Annotated in this window: 14 protein-coding genes, 1 tRNA gene and 1 other annotated feature; all 15 genes read left to right on the top strand. The window is 48.1% G+C overall.

Going from position 1 to position 18,362, the window contains the following annotated elements:
• Positions 1-251: 251 nt before the first annotated feature.
• Positions 252-5,954 (top strand): type I pullulanase, encoded by a 5,703-nt coding sequence (pulA, locus tag WQ57_RS27185; protein ID WP_064537351.1) that lies wholly within the window; start codon positions 252-254, stop codon positions 5,952-5,954.
• 268 nt (positions 5,955-6,222) lie between these two features.
• On the top strand, positions 6,223-6,447 hold the full coding sequence (gerE, locus tag WQ57_RS08835) for a spore germination transcription factor GerE (RefSeq protein ID WP_009796032.1): 225 nt from the start codon (positions 6,223-6,225) through the stop codon (positions 6,445-6,447).
• Between the two features lie 178 nt (positions 6,448-6,625).
• Entirely contained in the window at positions 6,626-7,072 is a 447-nt protein-coding gene (locus WQ57_RS08830; RefSeq protein WP_046523395.1) for a MarR family winged helix-turn-helix transcriptional regulator, read from the top strand.
• Positions 7,073-7,082: 10 nt separating this feature from the next.
• Positions 7,083-7,877 carry a glutamate racemase gene (gene racE, locus WQ57_RS08825; RefSeq protein WP_046523394.1) on the top strand — a complete coding sequence of 265 codons (795 nt, stop codon included), beginning with the start codon at positions 7,083-7,085 and terminating at the stop codon, positions 7,875-7,877.
• Between the two features lie 149 nt (positions 7,878-8,026).
• Complete coding sequence (locus WQ57_RS08820) at positions 8,027-8,221, top strand: hypothetical protein (RefSeq protein ID WP_046523393.1); 195 nt, start codon at positions 8,027-8,029, stop codon at positions 8,219-8,221.
• A 133-nt stretch (positions 8,222-8,354) separates the two neighbouring features.
• Positions 8,355-9,434 carry a GerMN domain-containing protein gene (locus WQ57_RS08815; protein ID WP_046523392.1) on the top strand — a complete coding sequence of 360 codons (1,080 nt, stop codon included), beginning with the start codon at positions 8,355-8,357 and terminating at the stop codon, positions 9,432-9,434.
• 133 nt (positions 9,435-9,567) lie between these two features.
• Positions 9,568-10,323 (top strand): ribonuclease PH, encoded by a 756-nt coding sequence (gene rph, locus WQ57_RS08810; protein ID WP_046523391.1) that lies wholly within the window; start codon positions 9,568-9,570, stop codon positions 10,321-10,323.
• A gap of 10 nt (positions 10,324-10,333) precedes the next feature.
• On the top strand, positions 10,334-10,939 hold the full coding sequence (locus WQ57_RS08805) for an XTP/dITP diphosphatase (RefSeq protein ID WP_046523390.1): 606 nt from the start codon (positions 10,334-10,336) through the stop codon (positions 10,937-10,939).
• On the top strand, positions 10,936-11,466 hold the full coding sequence (locus WQ57_RS08800) for a metallophosphoesterase family protein (protein ID WP_046523389.1): 531 nt from the start codon (positions 10,936-10,938) through the stop codon (positions 11,464-11,466). Before WQ57_RS08805 ends, WQ57_RS08800 begins: the two co-directional genes overlap by 4 nt.
• A gap of 267 nt (positions 11,467-11,733) precedes the next feature.
• Positions 11,734-11,810 (top strand) — tRNA-Arg (locus WQ57_RS08795).
• Between the two features lie 427 nt (positions 11,811-12,237).
• Positions 12,238-13,140, top strand: coding sequence for a branched-chain-amino-acid transaminase (gene ilvE, locus WQ57_RS08790; RefSeq protein ID WP_046523388.1), 903 nt, complete (start codon positions 12,238-12,240; stop codon positions 13,138-13,140).
• A gap of 7 nt (positions 13,141-13,147) precedes the next feature.
• Positions 13,148-13,407: a binding site (T-box leader), on the top strand.
• A gap of 107 nt (positions 13,408-13,514) precedes the next feature.
• Positions 13,515-15,233 carry an acetolactate synthase large subunit gene (gene ilvB / locus WQ57_RS08785; protein ID WP_046523387.1) on the top strand — a complete coding sequence of 573 codons (1,719 nt, stop codon included), beginning with the start codon at positions 13,515-13,517 and terminating at the stop codon, positions 15,231-15,233.
• Positions 15,230-15,745, top strand: coding sequence for an acetolactate synthase small subunit (gene ilvN / locus WQ57_RS08780; protein WP_046523386.1), 516 nt, complete (start codon positions 15,230-15,232; stop codon positions 15,743-15,745). The genes ilvB and ilvN overlap by 4 nt, the downstream gene beginning before the upstream one ends.
• A gap of 50 nt (positions 15,746-15,795) precedes the next feature.
• Entirely contained in the window at positions 15,796-16,818 is a 1,023-nt protein-coding gene (gene ilvC, locus WQ57_RS08775) for a ketol-acid reductoisomerase (protein ID WP_046523385.1), read from the top strand.
• The gene (locus tag WQ57_RS08770; RefSeq protein WP_046523384.1) at positions 16,805-18,343 is read left to right on the top strand and encodes a 2-isopropylmalate synthase; all 1,539 of its coding nucleotides are present in this window, start codon (positions 16,805-16,807) and stop codon (positions 18,341-18,343) included. Before ilvC ends, WQ57_RS08770 begins: the two co-directional genes overlap by 14 nt.
• Positions 18,344-18,362: the final 19 nt, after the last annotated feature.

Genomic DNA, 18,362 nt, shown 5'->3' with positions numbered 1-18,362 from the left:
GCGGAAGCGCCTTGATCAGGCCCGACATACTGGAAAAAACCTCGATTCAACAAGAATCGAGGTTTTTCTGCATTTTCCTTCAGGTATTTGAAATTTTAGAGGATGAAAATAGCGGAAAAATCCTATTGTATTCACCCAGGCAGCATGCTACTCTAATATATGAAAATATGAAACCGCTTGCAATAATCTATCTTTTTTTACTCTTTTGTGCAAACGATTTCACATTTTAATAATGAACAAGGAGGATACATATGAAACGGATTTTTTCATCGCTACTGGCATTTGTGCTTTTGTTTACCACTTTCGTGGTACCGTTTGCACAAATTGCAGAAGCAGCAGTCCCTGCGTATGACAATGTTGTTTTACGGGGAAATGCCAGTACGCTGGATTGGGCCTCAAACAACAATCCACTGGACTTTATTGGAGAAGAAGGGGTGTGGAAAAGCAAACCTATAAACCTTCCAGGAGGCAAAGAGGTAGAATACAAGTTTGTCATGAACGGGAACTGGATGGAAGGCGAGAACCTCCGCTTTACTCCGCCCCAAACTGGCGATTACATCTTTGTCTTCCACCCTGGCGAAGAAAGAAAAGTGGATGTCCGACTGGATTTATCGAAATTTACAGGATCATTGACCCTGGAGGTCACTTTGCCTGAGGGGACCCCAGATTGGGCTGTGCCAACAGTCGGGTCAACCCTGAATGATTTCAATTACAGTGTCACACCGCTGATGAAAACGGCCGAAGGCAAGTGGCAGATTGAGCTTGCCGGCAACGCCGGGGAAGAAATTGAATATCTATATGCTCTCGGAGATGCAAAGCACACTGAAGTCAAAAGCGAAAAGCGGAAAGCTGTCTTTGTCGAGGGCGGGAAAGTCTATAGCGATGAAATAGCAGGATGGAAGTCCCTGCCTGTAGCGAAGAACGTCACCCATAATTTTGCTTTCTCACCCGCGTTGCCGGGCATTACTGATGATGTAAATGTGACGGTTACTGTACAGCATTACGGTTCAGTCAAAGAGGGAGCGCTTTATTTTACCTCTGATGGTTCAAAGCCAGCCGGTGTCCGCGGTAAGGCCGAAAACGGACAGGCTGTCAGCTTGAAGCAAGAGTCCGAAACCACGGCAAACGGGCTTACGACAACTGTGTTCGAAGGAATTATTCCAAAGCAGGATGAACAGACGAGAGTCAAATACATCATTGATGTCTGGGATCCGCAAGGCACTGGCTCCCAATTCGCCGACACCAATAGCCTGACTCCCCAGGAAGCAACTGAATTTGCTTACTATGTAGACCAGTTTGAATCTCCTGATTGGGCAAAGGAAGCTGTCATTTATCACGTTTTTGTGGACCGCTTTAAAAATGGGGACACAGCCAACGATGCACCGGGCGATCCAAACCTGCCTTATGACGAGCGCCTTAAAGGCTGGATGGGCGGCGACCTGCAGGGAGTTTTGGACAAGCTCGACTATATCAAGGGCCTTGGCGTTAACACCATCTGGCTCTCCCCAGTCTTTGAAGGGCCATATTCGCATGGATACCATCCTGCCGACTTTATGGCCATTGAAAATCATTTCGGCAGCAAAGAACTGCTGAAGCAGCTGATTGATACCGCACATCAAAAGGGCTTGAAGATTGTTTATGATTTTGTTCCAAACCATACATCCAATAGACATCCGTTCTTCCAGGATGCCCTGAAGAATGGGGAGAGCAGCCAATATTACAACTGGTACACTTTCACCCAGTGGCCGGATAAATACGAAACATTTTACGGAATTGGCGAACTGCCAAAATTCAATAACGATAACCCTGAAGCCAGGGAATATATTCTTGATAAGGTTGTGCCATACTGGCTTGAGGAACTTGATTTTGACGGATTCCGCCTTGATCATGCAACAGGGCCTAGCTACAGCTTCTGGGTGGATTTCCGCCATAAAGTAAAGAAAATGAAACCGGATGCCTTTATCTTCGGAGAAGTCTGGGAGAACAGGGAAAAGATTAATTCGTATGCCGGTGAACTCGACGGCGCACTGGATTTTGACATGAGAGGCGCCCTTGTCGATACCTTTGCCAAGAATCAGCCCATGAAAGTTCTGGCTGACACGGTTGAAGCAAACCTGAAATCTTATCCGGAAGAATATGTGATGGCGAATTTCCTCGACAGCCATGACCAGCCGCGCTTCCTGTTTGAAGCGGGCGGAGATAAAGACAAGCTAAGGCTTGCTGCTGCTGCCCAATTCACTTTGCCTGGTGTGCCAATCATCTATTATGGAGATGAAGTAGGCCTATCCCAGAGCAAGGACCATAACTCGGTAACAGACTGGAAAGACCGCTATTACCGGGAAATGATGCCTTGGGATGAAACAGACCAAGATCTGGGATTGAAACAGTTTTATACGAATCTCGCGGAACTTCGTACAAGCGAGCCTGCCCTGAGTACAGGGTCATTTAAAAAGCTGGCAGCGGACCAGCATCTGTTTGCCTATGAGCGGGCTGATGAGGGCGGCAAATTCCTGGTGGTTGTCAACAAAGCAGAAAGTGAAACAGAAATTGATGTCAACAGCCTTTACAACCAGCTGGAAATTACCGATGTCACCTTAAGTGATGCACTTGGAAATGATGTAGTCAAAAGCGATGAAAATGGCGATTTGAAATTTGCAGTTGCCGGGAAATCTTTTGAGATTTATAGTGTTTCCGGGTCGCTGGAATACAGCGAAAAACCTATCGACCGCAACAAAGTTTTTAAAAATGTTATTTTAAGAGGATCGGCTCCGCTTTCATGGGAGGGGGAAAATAACCCGTTAACCTACAATCCTGACGAAAAAGTCTGGAAAAGCCAGCCAATCACTCTTGAGGCAGGCAAGAAAGTGGAGTTCAAATACGTCATGGACGGCAACTGGCTGGATGGAGACAACCTTGCCTTTACCCCGCCAACATCCGACAGCTATGTTTTCGTGTTTGATGCTCTTGACCAAAGAAAAATCGATGTTCAGCTTTATCAGCAAAAGGTCACCACAAAGCTGAAAATCCATTACCAGCCAAAGACAGGGGACACCAAGGATTGGAACCTGTGGGTCTGGCCGGATGGCATGAGCGGCCAGGTGTTCAATTTTACTGGCGAAGATGAGTTTGGAAAAGTGGCTGAATTGGAGCTGGACGGCGACCATAACCGGGTTGGATTCATTGTCCGTACAGACAGCTGGGAAAAGGACGGCGGAGACCGCTTTATCGACGGAATCTGGGATGGCAATGATGAAGTCTGGGTAAAAGCTGGCGATGACAAGGTCTATACCGAAAATCCGGACGGAACCACGCCTGCCAAAACGTATGACAATCTGGAAGTAAAGTTTAACTACTATCGACATGATTTAAACTACGATAACTGGGATATCTGGGTATGGACCGACAAAAGTGAGGGACAAGCTTTGAAGCTTGATAAAACAACTTCCTATGGAAAGCAGGGGACACTGAAGCTTGAAAACCTCGGCGGAGCCTCCAAGGTCGGATTTATCGTCAGAAAATCGGACTGGTCGGAAAAGGATATCGCTGAAGATCGTTTTATCACCAAGTTCTCAGCCGATGGAAAAGCCGAAGTCTGGCTTGCCCAGGGTCAGGCGAGGATTTTCGACAACCCGGCAAAAGTGGACCGTGATCCGCGAATCACCAAGGCAGCAATTGATGAGCTGAACAAGATTACGTTTGAGACCAATTTCCCGTTCCCCCTTTCAGAAGAGGAAAATGCGGGTATCCAGCTGACAGGTGCAGAGATTGAAAAAGTGGAGGCAGCTGTCAAAGATGCCGGAGATGTCGTCAACAAAGTCATCATCACAACCAAAGGCGAACTGGACTTGGCAAAGGTCTATAAAGTCAGCAAGAAAGGGTACGGAGAAGCGACCGTAACAATGGGCAAGGTCATCGGCAGCAACTCTTTCGAAGAGAAGTTCTACTATGATGGGAATGACCTTGGCAACACATACAGCAGAGAGTCAACCAAATTCCGCCTCTGGGCGCCGACAGCCAGCGAGGCCAAGCTGGTTACGTATGAAAAGTGGGATAGCACCAGCGGGACTGAACATAGCATGGCCCGTGCCGAAAATGGTACGTGGACCGCTGAACTTGAAGGCGATCAGAACGGGACCCTTTATACCTACAAGGTTAAAATTGGCGACAGCTGGAATGAAGCGGTGGATCCATATGTGCGTGCCGTGGCCGTAAATGGGGACAAAGGGGCGGTCATGGACCTGAACAAGACCAACCCGGAAAATTGGAGTACGAAGAAGCCAAAGTTCGGCAATCCGGAAGATGCGATCATTTACGAAGCGCATGTCCGCGACTTAACGATCCATCCGGAAAGCGGAGTGCCTGATCACCTGAAAGGAAAATTCCTCGGGGTAGCCGAAGCTGGGACAACTGGGCCGGACGGGGTGAAAACCGGGCTCGACCATATCAAGGACCTTGGGATCACCCACTTGCAGTTCATCCCGATGTACGACTACAACACAGCGAGCGTCGATGAGACAAAGCTTGATACGCCTCAGTACAACTGGGGATACGACCCGAAAAACTACAATGCACCAGAAGGTTCCTATTCAACGAATCCTTATGAGCCGGCTGTCCGGATTAACGAAATGAAGCAAATGATCCAGACACTCCATGATCATGATATCCGCATTGTGATGGATGTGGTCTACAACCATATGTTCAGCGCGTATGAATCGAACCTTCACCAGCTTGTTCCAGGCTATTATTACCGGTATAACGAAGATGGCACATTGAGCAATGGAACAGGAGTTGGCAACGATACCGCATCCGAACATAAGATGATGCGCAAATTAATTGTCGACTCTGTTGTCTACTGGGCGAAGGAATACAATATTGATGGTTTCCGCTTTGATTTGATGGGCATCCATGATGTCGAAACGATGAACGAAGTGCGAAAGGCACTCGATGAAATCGACCCTTCCATCATCATGATCGGCGAAGGCTGGGACCTGGCCACCAACCTGGACCCTGAACAGAAGGCCAACCAAAAGAATGCCTATAAAATGCCGGGAATAGCCCATTTCAATGATGATATCAGGGACGGCCTGAAGGGAAGCGTCTTTGATGACAGGGACAATGGTTTCGTCAATGGCAAGGCAAATATGGAACAGCGGATCAAGAAAGGCATTGTCGGCGGAATTCCATACAATGATGATATCAAGACCTTCTCGGTTGATCCTGAACAGACTGTCACCTATGTGGAAGCACATGATAACCACACTTTGTGGGATAAACTTGAGCTGACCAATCCGCAGGACAGCGAGGAAGACCGCAAGAAGATGCACAAGCTTGCGAGCTCGATCCTTTTGACATCGCAAGGCATTTCCTTTATCCATGGGGGCCAGGAATTCATGAGAACAAAAGGCGGCGACCATAACAGTTATAAATCTCCTGATTCTGTCAACCAGATGGACTGGGAGAGGCGCTCCGAGTTTGACGCCGAGGTGGAGTATATGAAGGGGCTTATTGAACTGCGCAAGGCTTACCCTGCATTCAGGATGACCACAGCGGAAGAAATCCAGAACAACCTGACTTTCCTTGATGCCCCCGCAAACGCAGTTGCATTCTGGCTCAATGCCAGCGCCAATGGCGGCAAGGAAGGAAAACTTGCGATTGCCTATAACGCCAATAAAACACCGGTGGTGATCAAGCTGCCGGAAAACGGAAAGTGGAAGGTGCTAGCGAACGGAGTAGAGGCTGGCACGGAGGGACTGGAAACGATAAAAGGTGATACAGTCACGATCCCAGCTCTGTCTGCCTATGTGCTGAACCTCAAGCCTGAAAAGCAAAAAACGCCTGGCGAAGGAAATAAACCAGGAAACGGGAATAACCCTGGGAATGGAAACAAGCCAGGCAATGGAAACAATCCTGGGGATGGAAACAAGCCAGGCAATGGAAAAAATCCAGGTAATTGAAATGATCCCTGGAATGGAAACAGTCCTGGAAACGGGAACAAATCAAAATAATATGGACAGGGAAGGCCAGGCAGGAAAAATGCCTGGCCTTTTTGCAAGGAGGGGAGAACATCACCTTTTTTAAGGTGGAAAGCCCATATTTGCCAAAAATGTTCCTCCTTTGGGGAAATGTAGTCACTCCATATGCTGAACTGACATAAGATATGTTGACTAAATTTATACCCACCCCGCAGTTCACAACTGGCGAAGGCAAGGAGGGTTACTATACTTGAAGGAGAATGAATATACTCACAAGCCATTACTCACCAAACGAGAAAGAGAAGTATTCGAACTGTTAGTACAAGACAAAACAACAAAAGAGATCGCTGGTGAATTGTTTATAAGCGAAAAGACGGTTCGAAATCATATTTCCAATGCCATGCAAAAGCTTGGCGTAAAGGGGCGTTCCCAAGCTGTTGTAGAGCTCCTTCGCATGGGAGAGCTAGAACTTTGATTTAAATCGGTCTCCTTGCGGATGGCTGATTATCAATTGAATAGCGGAAGAGATGCAGCCGGCAGTTTGCAGGCTGCATTTCTTTCTTGAAATTATTCCAAAAATCATAGAAAATAAGGTGACTGATACATAGCCTAAAAACATTTGTATGTTTTTAAACGATATAGGAGTGTTCTAAATGAATTCCGAGGATGTTAAAATAAGCACCATTGCCGATATTGAAAAAGACCTGCGCTATATTTCAGGGATCATCAAGCAAAAAGGGCGGGAGATTTTAAGCAATTACACCATCACCCCGCCACAGTTTGTGGCCCTCCAGTGGCTGTTTGAAGAAGGCGACATGACCATCGGCGAATTATCAAACAAGATGTTCCTTGCGTGCAGTACGACGACCGACCTTGTAGATAGGATGGAAAAGAATAAGCTTGTGATGAGGGTAAAAGACCCTAATGACCGCAGGGTTGTCCGTATCCATCTTTTGGAAGAGGGAGAGCGGATCATTGACGAAGTGATCAAGAAAAGGCAAGTCTATCTGCAGGAAGTACTAAAGGATTTCTCTGATGGGGAAATCGTTGGCCTTAAGGACAGCCTGGCAAAATTACATCTAGAAATGCGTGGAGAATGAGGCGAGTTTTTTGAAGCAACCAATTGGCATCATCGATTCGGGTGTAGGGGGATTAACGGTCGCCAAGGAAGTCATGAGGCAGCTGCCCAATGAACAGATTGTCTATCTGGGTGACACGGCACGGTGTCCCTACGGACCGAGAACAGCAGAAGAAGTAAGAGTATTCACCTGGCAAATCACGCGTTTTTTACTTGAAAAAGAGATTAAAATGCTTGTAATTGCCTGCAATACAGCGACGGCGGTTGCCCTTGAGGAAATTCGTTCCGAGCTCCCCATTCCGGTACTCGGAGTGATCCATCCTGGCGCACGCACCGCTATTAAAATCACCAATAACTACAATATCGGAGTCATTGGCACAGAAGGTACCGTAAAGAGCAAGGCCTATGAACTTGCCCTGAAATCGATCAACCGGAAAACCAATGTCACCAGCCTGGCATGCCCGAAATTCGTTCCATTAGTCGAAAGCGGCGAATATGACGGTCCCGTAGCCAAAAAAATCGTGGCGGAAACGCTCGAGCCTTTGAGAGGGCTTGACCTGGATACGTTGATTCTCGGGTGCACCCACTATCCTCTCCTTGAACCCTTGGTCAAGAAATTCATGGGTGAGAGCGTCAATGTGATCAGCTCAGGGGAAGAGACGGCGCGGGAAGTGAGCACCATCCTTTACCATAGCGGCATGCTGAACGAAAGCAGCGAGGAGCCAGTGCACGAATTTTATACCACAGGCTCCAGGTCCATCTTTTCCGCCATTGCTTCCCAGTGGCTGGAAAAGCGGATTGATAACGTGAAAACAGTAAAGCTGTAAAGGGCTCCCCAATTTGGGGGGCTTTTTTAGTTTGTTTTGGGAGGCGGTCACAAGGGAGGGGGATTGAAGCCCGTTCTGCTGCGAGGGAAGGGGGGAATGGTCACCAAGGAGGATGATTGGAGCCCATTCTGTCTTAAGGGGGAGGAAGCATGGTCACCAAGGAGGGCTATTGGATCCCGTTCTGCCTTGAGGGAAGGAAGAATGGTCACCAAAGGGAGCTATTGGAGCCCGTTCTGCCGCAAGAAAAAGGAGAATGGTCACCAAGGAGCACTATTGCAGCCCGTTCCTATCCCAAGAAAAGAAGAGTGGTCGCCAATACTACCATCCCTCAAACCATCCGCTAGAATCATCCCTCAAACCATCCGCTAGAATCATCCCCCAAACTCAATCCTTTTCATAAAAAAAAATCCCCGAGGCGGTCTAATTTTGGGAAGGGCTCGTATAAATGGTAGTACAAACTGTCTTTGGAGGGATTGTATGTCTAAGAATAAAAAAGTAACCTTGGTGACTGCAGCGACTTTGGCGACCACGGTATTTCTTTCGGGGTGCGGCCTGTTCGGCGGGGAAGAAAAAAAGAAAATCGATCCTCCGCAGGATGCAACCTATCTCGATGAAAGCGAAGCAGGCACTGTGGAAGAATCCGCCGGAGCAGAGGCAAAGGGCGGGGAAATGGAAGAGGCTGTAGAAGGAAATGTTCAAACGGAGCTTTATCTGATTGATAAAAACGGATATGTGGTCTCCCAGACGATGAGCCTTCCGAAGTCCGAAGGTGTGGCCAAGCAAGCCCTGGATCATCTTGTGGAGAACGGGCCGGTCACAGAAATGCTGCCTAATGGTTTCAGGGCCGTGCTGCCCGCTGATACACAAATGAGCGTCAACATCAAAGATGGCGTTGCAACGGTCGACTTCTCGAAGGAATTTGCCAACTATAAAAAGGAAGATGAGCTGAAAATCCTACAGGCAGTCACCTGGACGCTGACTCAATTCGATTCGGTTGATAAAGTGAAGCTGCAGATGAACGGCGAGGAACTGAAGGCCATGCCGGTAAACGGCACACCAATCGCCGAGGAGCTGAGCAGGAGCCAAGGCATCAACCATGACCTTGACGGTGTAGTGGATATTTCCAATACCAAATCTGTTACAGTCTACTACCTTGGCGGTGATGAGGACAGCTACTACTATGTCCCGGTTACGAAGCGAGTGGACAATGATGGCGGCAATGATATCCAATCCATTGTCTCTGCCCTTGCAGCTGGTCCGGGGTATGGCAAAGGGCTTCTTTCCGAATTCCAGGCAGGTGTAAAGCTGAACGAGGATCCAAAGGTTGAAGAGGGCAAAGTTACGCTTGATTTCAATGAGGCGATATACGGAAGTTTTGAAGAAAAAATTGTTTCCGAACATGTCCTGAATTCCCTTGTGCTGTCCCTGACCGAGCAAAAAGGAGTAGAGAGTGTGGCCGTTACGGTTAACGGGAAAGCCGAGCTGGTGACAGAGAGCGGCCAGAAGCTTTCGGAGCCGGTTACCCGTCCTGAAAAAGTAAACACAGGTAGTTTTTAATTGGTGAATTTTGTTATACTATTGTATATGACAGATAGTAGAGGCAGGCATTTTGCTGCCTCTTCTTTATTGTCAGCTCTAGCTGCAGCATGAAGCAGGAATGCAGCTGAGATTATCCAAGGAGGGCAATACTATGCGTTTTGATGGACGTGAACCACAGCAGTTGCGGCCTGTACATATTGAGACAGATTATTTGAAACATCCCGAAGGCTCAGTCCTTATATCGGTTGGAGATACAAAAGTGATTTGTTCTGCCAGCATTGAAGACAAGGTGCCGCCTTTTATGCGTAACCAGGGGAAGGGATGGATCACGGCCGAGTACTCGATGCTTCCAAGGGCAACCGAACAGCGCAACATCCGGGAATCTTCAAAAGGGAAGGTAACCGGACGGACAATGGAAATTCAGCGCCTCATCGGCCGGGCGCTAAGGGCGGTCGTCAATCTCGATGCGATCGGCGAAAGGACCATCTGGATTGATTGCGATGTGATCCAGGCAGATGGCGGCACCCGCACGGCCTCCATTACGGGCGCATATGTGGCGATGGCACAGGCATTGAACAAACTGTATAAAACCAAAAAGCTTAAAGGCTTCCCAGTCAGCGACTTCCTGGCAGCCACCAGCGTTGGGATCCTTGCCGACGGCCAGGTGGTAGTGGATTTGAACTATGTTGAAGATTCTGCTGCGCATGTCGATATGAATGTAGTCATGACTGGAAACGGTGAATTTGTCGAGCTTCAGGGAACGGGAGAGGAAGCGACTTTCTCCTACAATCAGCTTCATGAGCTGCTGGCCGGTGCCCAGGCAGGCTTGGCCGAACTGTTTGAACATCAAAAACAGGCCCTTGGCGAAGAGCTTTCCGAACAGATTGCCAAGGCGCAAAAAAGATAGGGGAATCTTGATGGAAGAAGTCATCATTGCGACGAAAAATAGCGGGAAAGCCAAGGAATTTGAGCGCATTTTTGCTTCTAAAGGATTGCAGGTGAAAACCCTTCTTGATTTTCCGGAGATAGAGGAAGTAGAGGAAACGGGAAGCACTTTTGAGGAGAATGCCATTTTAAAAGCCGAAACTATCGCAAACCAGCTCGGAAAAATGGTCATTGCCGATGACTCAGGGCTGGAAGTGGATGCCCTCGAAGGCCGGCCGGGTGTCTACTCGGCCCGTTACGCCGGCAATGAAAAGAACGATGAAGCCAATATTGACAAAGTGCTGGAAGAACTCGCAGGCGTATCCGGAAACAGGCGGAGCGCAAGGTTCTGCTGTGTCCTTGCGGTTGCCCGTCCAGGAGCGCCAACGCTGACCTTTGCAGGCGCCTGTGAAGGGGAAATTCTTGAAGAGCGGAGAGGCAGCCATGGGTTTGGGTACGATCCGATTTTTTTCGCCACCGAAAAAGGAAAATCCATGGCCGAGCTTCTTCCTGATGAAAAAAACAAGATCAGCCATCGGGCGAAGGCGCTGGAGAAACTGCAGGAGCATCTGGCAATTGGCAGTGGTGACGATTTATGACCAAAATTCTTATTGTCAGTGACAGTCACGGTTCGACAGAATTGCTGGACGAACTAAAAAGACGGCATGGTGCCGACGTTGATGTCATGATTCATTGCGGCGATTCCGAGCTTTCCGATGACAGCGATTCAATCAACGGATTTACAGCTGTAAAGGGCAATTGCGATTTTTATGGCGATTTCCCGGAAGAAGCGGAACTGGAAGCAGGCGGCTATAAAATCCTGGTTGTTCATGGCCACATGCACTCTGTGAAAACAAGCCTGCTAAGCTTGACCTACAGGGCAGAAGAAGCAGGCGCCAATATCGTCTGTTTCGGGCATTCGCACCTGCTTGGCGCTGAGATGATCGACAGCACCTTATATATCAATCCGGGCAGCATTCGACTGCCAAGGGGGCGCCGCGAGCGCACTTATGTGATACTCGACCTGCAGGAAGGACGAGCCGCGCTTCATGTGTATGATGCCGACCGTGGAGAAATGAAAAATCTCAAACAGGAATTCACTGTTCCTGTTCCCAAACGACCGTAAACACTATATAATAGCCAAAGGGAAGGACCAATCTTCCCTTTGGCAAAAAAAATACGAAAATAAATGGTTGACTTTTGATTGTTTGCCTAATATAATAAAACTTGTCTTTGAGAAAAGCACTATTAAAAATATTTATGTCCCAGTAGCTCAGCACGAGTGAGTAAGCAGCGAGGAATTTGCTTCAGCGTACTGATCGAGCCGCTTCTTGAATGATCTTTCCGAGATCAGGACGGGATGTTTTAAACTTTAACTTTATATTAATTTACTGTCCCAGTAGCTCAGCAGGATAGAGCAACGGCCTTCTAAGCCGTCGGTCGGGAGTTCGAATCTCTCCTGGGACGCCATTATCCTACATATTACTCACCTTCAAAAGAGGTGAGTTTTTTTGTGTGTCCACGCCAATTCGCCGGATCATTTTAATCAGCCCCGAATTTATTGCCTCCCAATATAGCTATTTATAAATCATTTCAAGCAGGCAGACTGACTTTCACACCCAAAAAAATAAAAAATCTTTTATCAGATAAATGTGAATACATCAACATTGTAAGCGGATACACATAGTCCTACTAATCTAAATTATCTAAAAATTTTTCAAAAACCCGTTGACGAGGGCATAAAATCAGCGTAACATAGTCCTCAATTAAATTAATTTGTTAGATTTTCTCACCGGATAAGGCGAGAAAAAGGGCCGAAACCACAATGAATTTTTGAAATTTTTCATCTTTTAAATTTAGTGGTTTAAAGCGTTTATGACAAAAAGGAGTGTTAACAGTGCCCGATCAATGGATTTATTTAAACGGTGAGTTTGTGACTAAGGAAAACGCAAAAATCTCCGTTTATGACCATGGGTTCCTTTACGGGGATGGAGTTTTTGAAGGGATTCGCGTTTATGGCGGAAACATCTTCAGGATGCAGGAGCATATGGACCGGCTTTACAGGTCAGGGAAATCCATTATGCTGCAGATTCCCCACAGTCAGGAAGATTTGACAAACTTGATTGCTGAAACAGTGAAAAGAAACCAGCTTGAAGATGCCTATATCCGTTTGGTCGTCTCAAGAGGGACAGGAGACTTGGGGCTTGACCCGAATAATTGCAAAGCGCCAAACGTCGTTATCATCGTCGAGCCATTATCGATTTTCCCAAAGGAGCTTTATGAAACAGGCCTTGAAATCGTGACCGTGCCAACAAGGCGGAACCGCCCGGATGTACTGAGTCCCAAGGTTAAATCACTTAACTACCTGAACAATATACTTGTCAAAATTGAAGCAAGGCTTGCCAATGTCAATGAGGCCTTGATGCTGAATGACCAGGGATATGTCGCTGAAGGATCGGCAGACAATGTATTCATCCTTAAAGGCAATACCTTTTATACCCCGCCTGGATACATAGGGGCGCTCGAAGGAATCACAAGGAACGCGGTAATGGAAATTGCCAGGGACCTTGGATATGAAATGAAGGAAGAGCCATTCACCAGGCATGATGTCTACACGGCTGATGAGGTGTTCCTGACTGGAACTGCTGCGGAAGTAATCGCGGTGGTGAAAGTGGACGGCCGCGTGGTTGGTGATGGAGCTCCCGGATACCATACAAAGCAAGTCCTGAAGGAGTTCAGAAAACGGGTCCTTCTTGAAGGAGTAAAAGTCTATTCACGTTCAGAAACAAATGCCAGCTAATGAATAAATCAAAGCAAAGACGAGGACAAGTAATTTTATGCAAGGCGAACCACAGAGAGCCGGAGCTGCTGAGAACCGGTGTTGGCCCCATAAAATGAACTCACCTCGGAGCGCCGGTTTGAACGATACTTTCCAGTAGAACCGGTCGGGTGCCTGCCACCCGTTACCAAAACGGACGATTCACACAGTCCAGGAGCGCACGCGGGTATCCGCGTGAATGAGGGTGGTACCGTGGAACAGGCATTCATAGCCTTTTTCATCCCTTTGCCTGAACAAGGCATATGGGGATGAGAAGGGCTATTTTTTATTGTAAAAAAATGCCGGGAGCGAGGATATCTCGACACTGGCTTTAAAAATGATGGGAGGCTAAAACAATGTTGCAGGAAGCTGCTTTTACTGAAGTAAAAGCTGAAAAACAAACCGCAAATGGCGCGGACCTTTTACTGGACTCTTTAAAAAAGGAAAAGGTCGAAGTGATTTTTGGATACCCAGGAGGCGCAGTCCTTCCGATTTACGACAAAATTTATGACTGCGATATCTTCCATGTCCTTCCCCGCCATGAACAAGGCGGAATTCATGCAGCAGAAGGCTATGCAAGAATCAGCGGAAAAGCCGGCGTAGTGATTGCCACATCCGGGCCGGGGGCCACCAACATCGTCACAGGCCTTGCGGACGCCATGATGGATTCGCTGCCGCTGGTCGTTTTTACCGGACAGGTAGCGACAGGCGTCATTGGGACGGATGCATTCCAGGAGGCCGATATACTCGGGATCACAACTCCAATCACCAAATACAATTGCCAAGTTCGGAATATTGAAGATATTCCAAGGATTGTGAAAGAAGCTTTTCATATCGCAACAACAGGACGGCCAGGCCCGGTTCTGATCGATTTTCCAAAGGATATTGCTGCTGGCACAGGGGAAGCTCCGGTGGATCCGGAAATCTCGCTTCCAGGCTACCAGCCGACAATCGAACCCAATTATCTGCAAATCAGAAAGCTGACCGAAGCAGTCAGCAGGGCGAAAAAGCCGGTTATCCTTGCCGGGGCAGGGGTCCTGTTCGCAAAGGCATCCCACCTGCTGCAGGAGTACGCGCAACAGCAAAACATTCCAGTCGTGAATACATTGCTCGGCCTCGGCAGCTTCCCGGCCAGCCATCCTTTATCCCTGGGACTTGCAGGGATGCATGGATGCTATACAGCCAATATGGCCTTGTACGAATGCGACTTGCTAATCAACATTGGAGCGCGGTTTGATGACCGCCTTACAGGGAACCTGAAGCATTTTGCCCCTAATGCGACAGTCGCTCATGTGGATATCGATCCTGCTGAGATTGGCAAGAATGTTCCAACCGCAATCCCAATAGTCGGGGATGCAGGCGAAGCGCTTAAAATGCTGATAAAGCAGGAAGGCAAAAAGCCTGAGCATTCACAGTGGATGGAAAAACTGGAAGGATGGAAGAAGGAGTATCCTTACTGGTACGAAGAGGAGGGCTCCGTGCTTAAGCCGCAGCGGGTCATGGAAATGCTGTATGAGCAGACAAACGGCGATGCTATTGTCGTCACCGATGTCGGCCAGCATCAAATGTGGGCCGCCCAGTACTATCCATTCAAGAATCCGGACCGCTGGGTAACATCCGGTGGGCTTGGGACAATGGGATTCGGCCTTCCGGCTGCCATTGGCGCCCAGATTGCCGAACCATCAGCCCGTGTTGTCGCCGTCCTCGGGGATGCCGGTTTCCAGATGTCCACCCAGGAGCTGGCGGTCATAAGGGAATTGAACCTTCCGGTGAAAATCGCCATCTTCAACAACCAATCACTTGGAATGGTAAGGCAGTGGCAGCAGATCTTTTATGAGGAAAGATACGCGCATAGCAAGATTCCATCGCAGCCTTCCTTTGTCAAACTGGCAGATGCCTATGATATCAAGGCCTATCAGATTACATCCGAAGCTGAAGCAAAAGAGATCCTTGAACAGGTGATGGAAAATGATGAACCTGTCCTGCTCGACTTCAGGATCGCCGAAAATGAAAATGTCTATCCAATGATCGCCCCTGGAAAAGGGCTGCATGAAATGGTGGGGGTGAAAAAATGAAACGGATCATAACACTGACCGTCCTGAACCGGCCGGGTGTCTTGAACAGGATCACCAACCTTTTTTCAAAGCGAAACTACAATATTGAAAGCATCTCGGTAGGGCACACCGAACAGGAAGGGATTTCCCGCATCACCTGTGTTGTCAATGTTGAAAACGATGGTATCATCGAACAGATTACAAAGCAGCTGAACAAACAGGTGGATGTGCTCAAAGTGGCGGACATCAGCGATCAGGCAGTAGTAGCCCGCGAACTGGCTTTGATCAAGGTCCAAGCTCCGCCGCAAACGCGTAATGAAATTTATTCGCTTATCGAGCCATTCCGGGCATCGGTCATCGATGTTGGCAAAGAGAGCCTGATCATCCAGATTACCGGTGAAAGTGAAAAGATCGAAGCATTTATCGAACTGATCAAGCCTTACGGAATCAAGGAGCTAGCCAGGACGGGAACAACAGCCTTCCCTAGAAGCAGCCAGCGCCTGAATTCTGCTAAAAATTATTCAATTGTATAAAAACAAAAAAACAAAAAAACAAAAAACAATTTAAAGGGAGAGAAATCAAAATGGCAAAAATGTACTATAACGGAGACGCAAACCCACATTATCTTCAAGGAAAGAAAGTTGCAGTAGTAGGATACGGATCACAGGGTCACGCACACGCCCAAAACCTTCGCGACTCAGGTGTTGAAGTGGTAATCGGACTTCGCAAAGGACGTTCCTGGGATAAGGCAGTCGAAGACGGATTCAAAGTATTCACAGTTGGCGAAGCTACAGCACAGGCGGATGTCGTCATGATCCTGCTTCCGGATGAGCTTCAGCCTAAAGTATATAAGGAAGAAATTGCTCCAAACCTGACAAACCAGGCATTGATGTTCGCCCATGGATTCAATATCCATTTCAATCAAATCGTCGCACCAAAAGAATCTGATGTCCTGCTTGTTGCCCCTAAAGGCCCTGGCCACCTTGTAAGAAGAACGTATGCAGAAGGAGCTGGCGTACCAGCATTGTTCGCCATCTACCAGGATGTAACTGGTGAAGCAAGAGAGCTTGCTCTAGCTTACGCTCACGGAATCGGTTCTCTTCGTGCAGGCGGTTTGGAAACAACTTTTAAAGAAGAAACAGAAACAGACCTTTTCGGTGAGCAGGCAGTGCTTTGCGGCGGCTTGACTTCACTGGTAAAAGCAGGTTTCGAAACATTGACAGAAGCTGGATATCAGCCGGAGCTTGCCTACTTTGAGTGTCTCCATGAACTGAAATTGATTGTTGACCTGATGTATGAAGGCGGCCTTGAAGGAATGCGCTACTCCATCTCCGACACAGCGCAGTGGGGTGACTTTGTCAGCGGACCGCGCGTCGTCAACGCAGCTGTCAAGGAAGAAATGAAAGCTGTCCTTAAGGATATCCAGGATGGAAAGTTTGCAAAAGGCTGGATCCTTGAAAACCAGGCAAACCGTCCGGAGTTTACAGCTGTCAATGAAAACGAGAAGCAGCATCCAATTGAAGTAGTAGGAAGAGAATTAAGAGCAATGATGCCGTTCGTCAATAAAGATAAGAAGAAAGAAGTGGCTTTCAGTGCAAAAGGTTAAAATTTTCGATACGACTTTAAGGGACGGGGAACAATCGGCCGGAGTCAACCTGAACAAGTTTGAGAAACTTGAAATTGCCAAACAGCTGGAAAGACTAAACGTCGACATTATTGAAGCAGGCTTTCCAGCTGCTTCTCCCGGCGACCTTGCTTCGGTAAAGGAAATTGCCAGAACGATTAAAGAAGCTTCTGTTACAGGGCTTGCCAGGGCTGTCATCTCTGACATCGATGCAGCCTGGGAGGCGCTAAAAGAAGGTGCAGAGCCCCGCCTGCACACCTTCATTGCTACTTCGCCAATCCACCGTCAATACAAACTGAAGCAAAGCAAGGAACAGGTTATTGAAACAGCTGTGAACACGGTGAAATATGCCGCTTCCAAATTCGCGATTGTCCAATGGTCGGCGGAGGATGCCTGCCGGACAGAGCTGCCGTTCCTCGCGGAGATTGTCGAGCAGGTGATTCAGGCTGGAGCACGCGTGATCAATATCCCGGATACAGTCGGCTATATCACTCCGGAAGAATACGGAGCCGTTTTTAAATATCTATATGAACATGTTCCTTCCATTGGAAAAGTGGAATTGTCCACTCACTGCCATGATGACCTTGGCTTGGCGGTTGCCAACTCCCTGTCGGCTGTCCAGCACGGAGCAAGGCAGGTAGAAGGAACCATCAACGGAATCGGCGAGCGCGCCGGAAATACATCCCTTGAGGAATTGGCCGTCGCCCTGCATATCCGGAAAGAGCATTTCCAGGCAGAGACAAGGCTCAACCTTCAGGAAATCAGCAGGACATCAAGCCTGGTATCCAAGCTTACCGGTATGGCTGTGCCGGCCAACAAAGCAGTCGTCGGCCGCAATGCCTTTGCCCATGAGTCGGGAATCCATCAGGATGGTGTGCTGAAGGAAAAGACCACTTACGAGATTATCTCGCCGGAGCTTGTCGGCTACCAGAATAATTCTCTTGTGCTAGGAAAGCACTCGGGCCGCCACGCCTTCCGCAATCGCCTAAATGAGCTGGGCCTGGCGGTTCCGGAAGAAGATATTAAAAAACTGTTCGCCATTTTTAAAGACATGGCGGACCGTAAAAAAGAAATGACAGATGAAGACCTGGTCGCCCTTGTCCTTGAAGAACAGCTTGCAGGCGATAACAACTTCTATGAATTAAGGTCCATCCAGGTGCAGTATGGCACCAACCAGATTCCGACTGCGACCGTTACCCTCACAGGTGCTGACAATGAACATGTCGAGGAAGCGGCCACAGGATCAGGAAGCATCGAAGCTCTCTATAACACACTTGAAAAATGCGTCGATGAACCTATCAATCTTCTGGATTACCGAATCCAGTCGGTCGGTGCAGGGCGGGATGCCCTTGCCCAGGTATATGTGAAGATGCGGTATGCAGGACAGGAAACAAGCGGAAGAGGCCTGGCGCAGGATGTTCTCGAAGCATCTGCGAAAGCCTATTTAAACGCAGTCAACCGGGTTTTATATATGAAGGAAAGCAGTACAGCTGTTGTGAATCAATAGCTTATTAAAATGGAGGGGA

Source organism: Mesobacillus campisalis, assembly GCF_000986785.1.
Lineage (GTDB): Bacteria > Bacillota > Bacilli > Bacillales > Cytobacillaceae > Mesobacillus_B > Mesobacillus_B campisalis.
The sequence above is the reverse complement of the archived record's forward strand: the minus strand, read 5'-3'. Positions and strand labels throughout refer to the sequence as shown.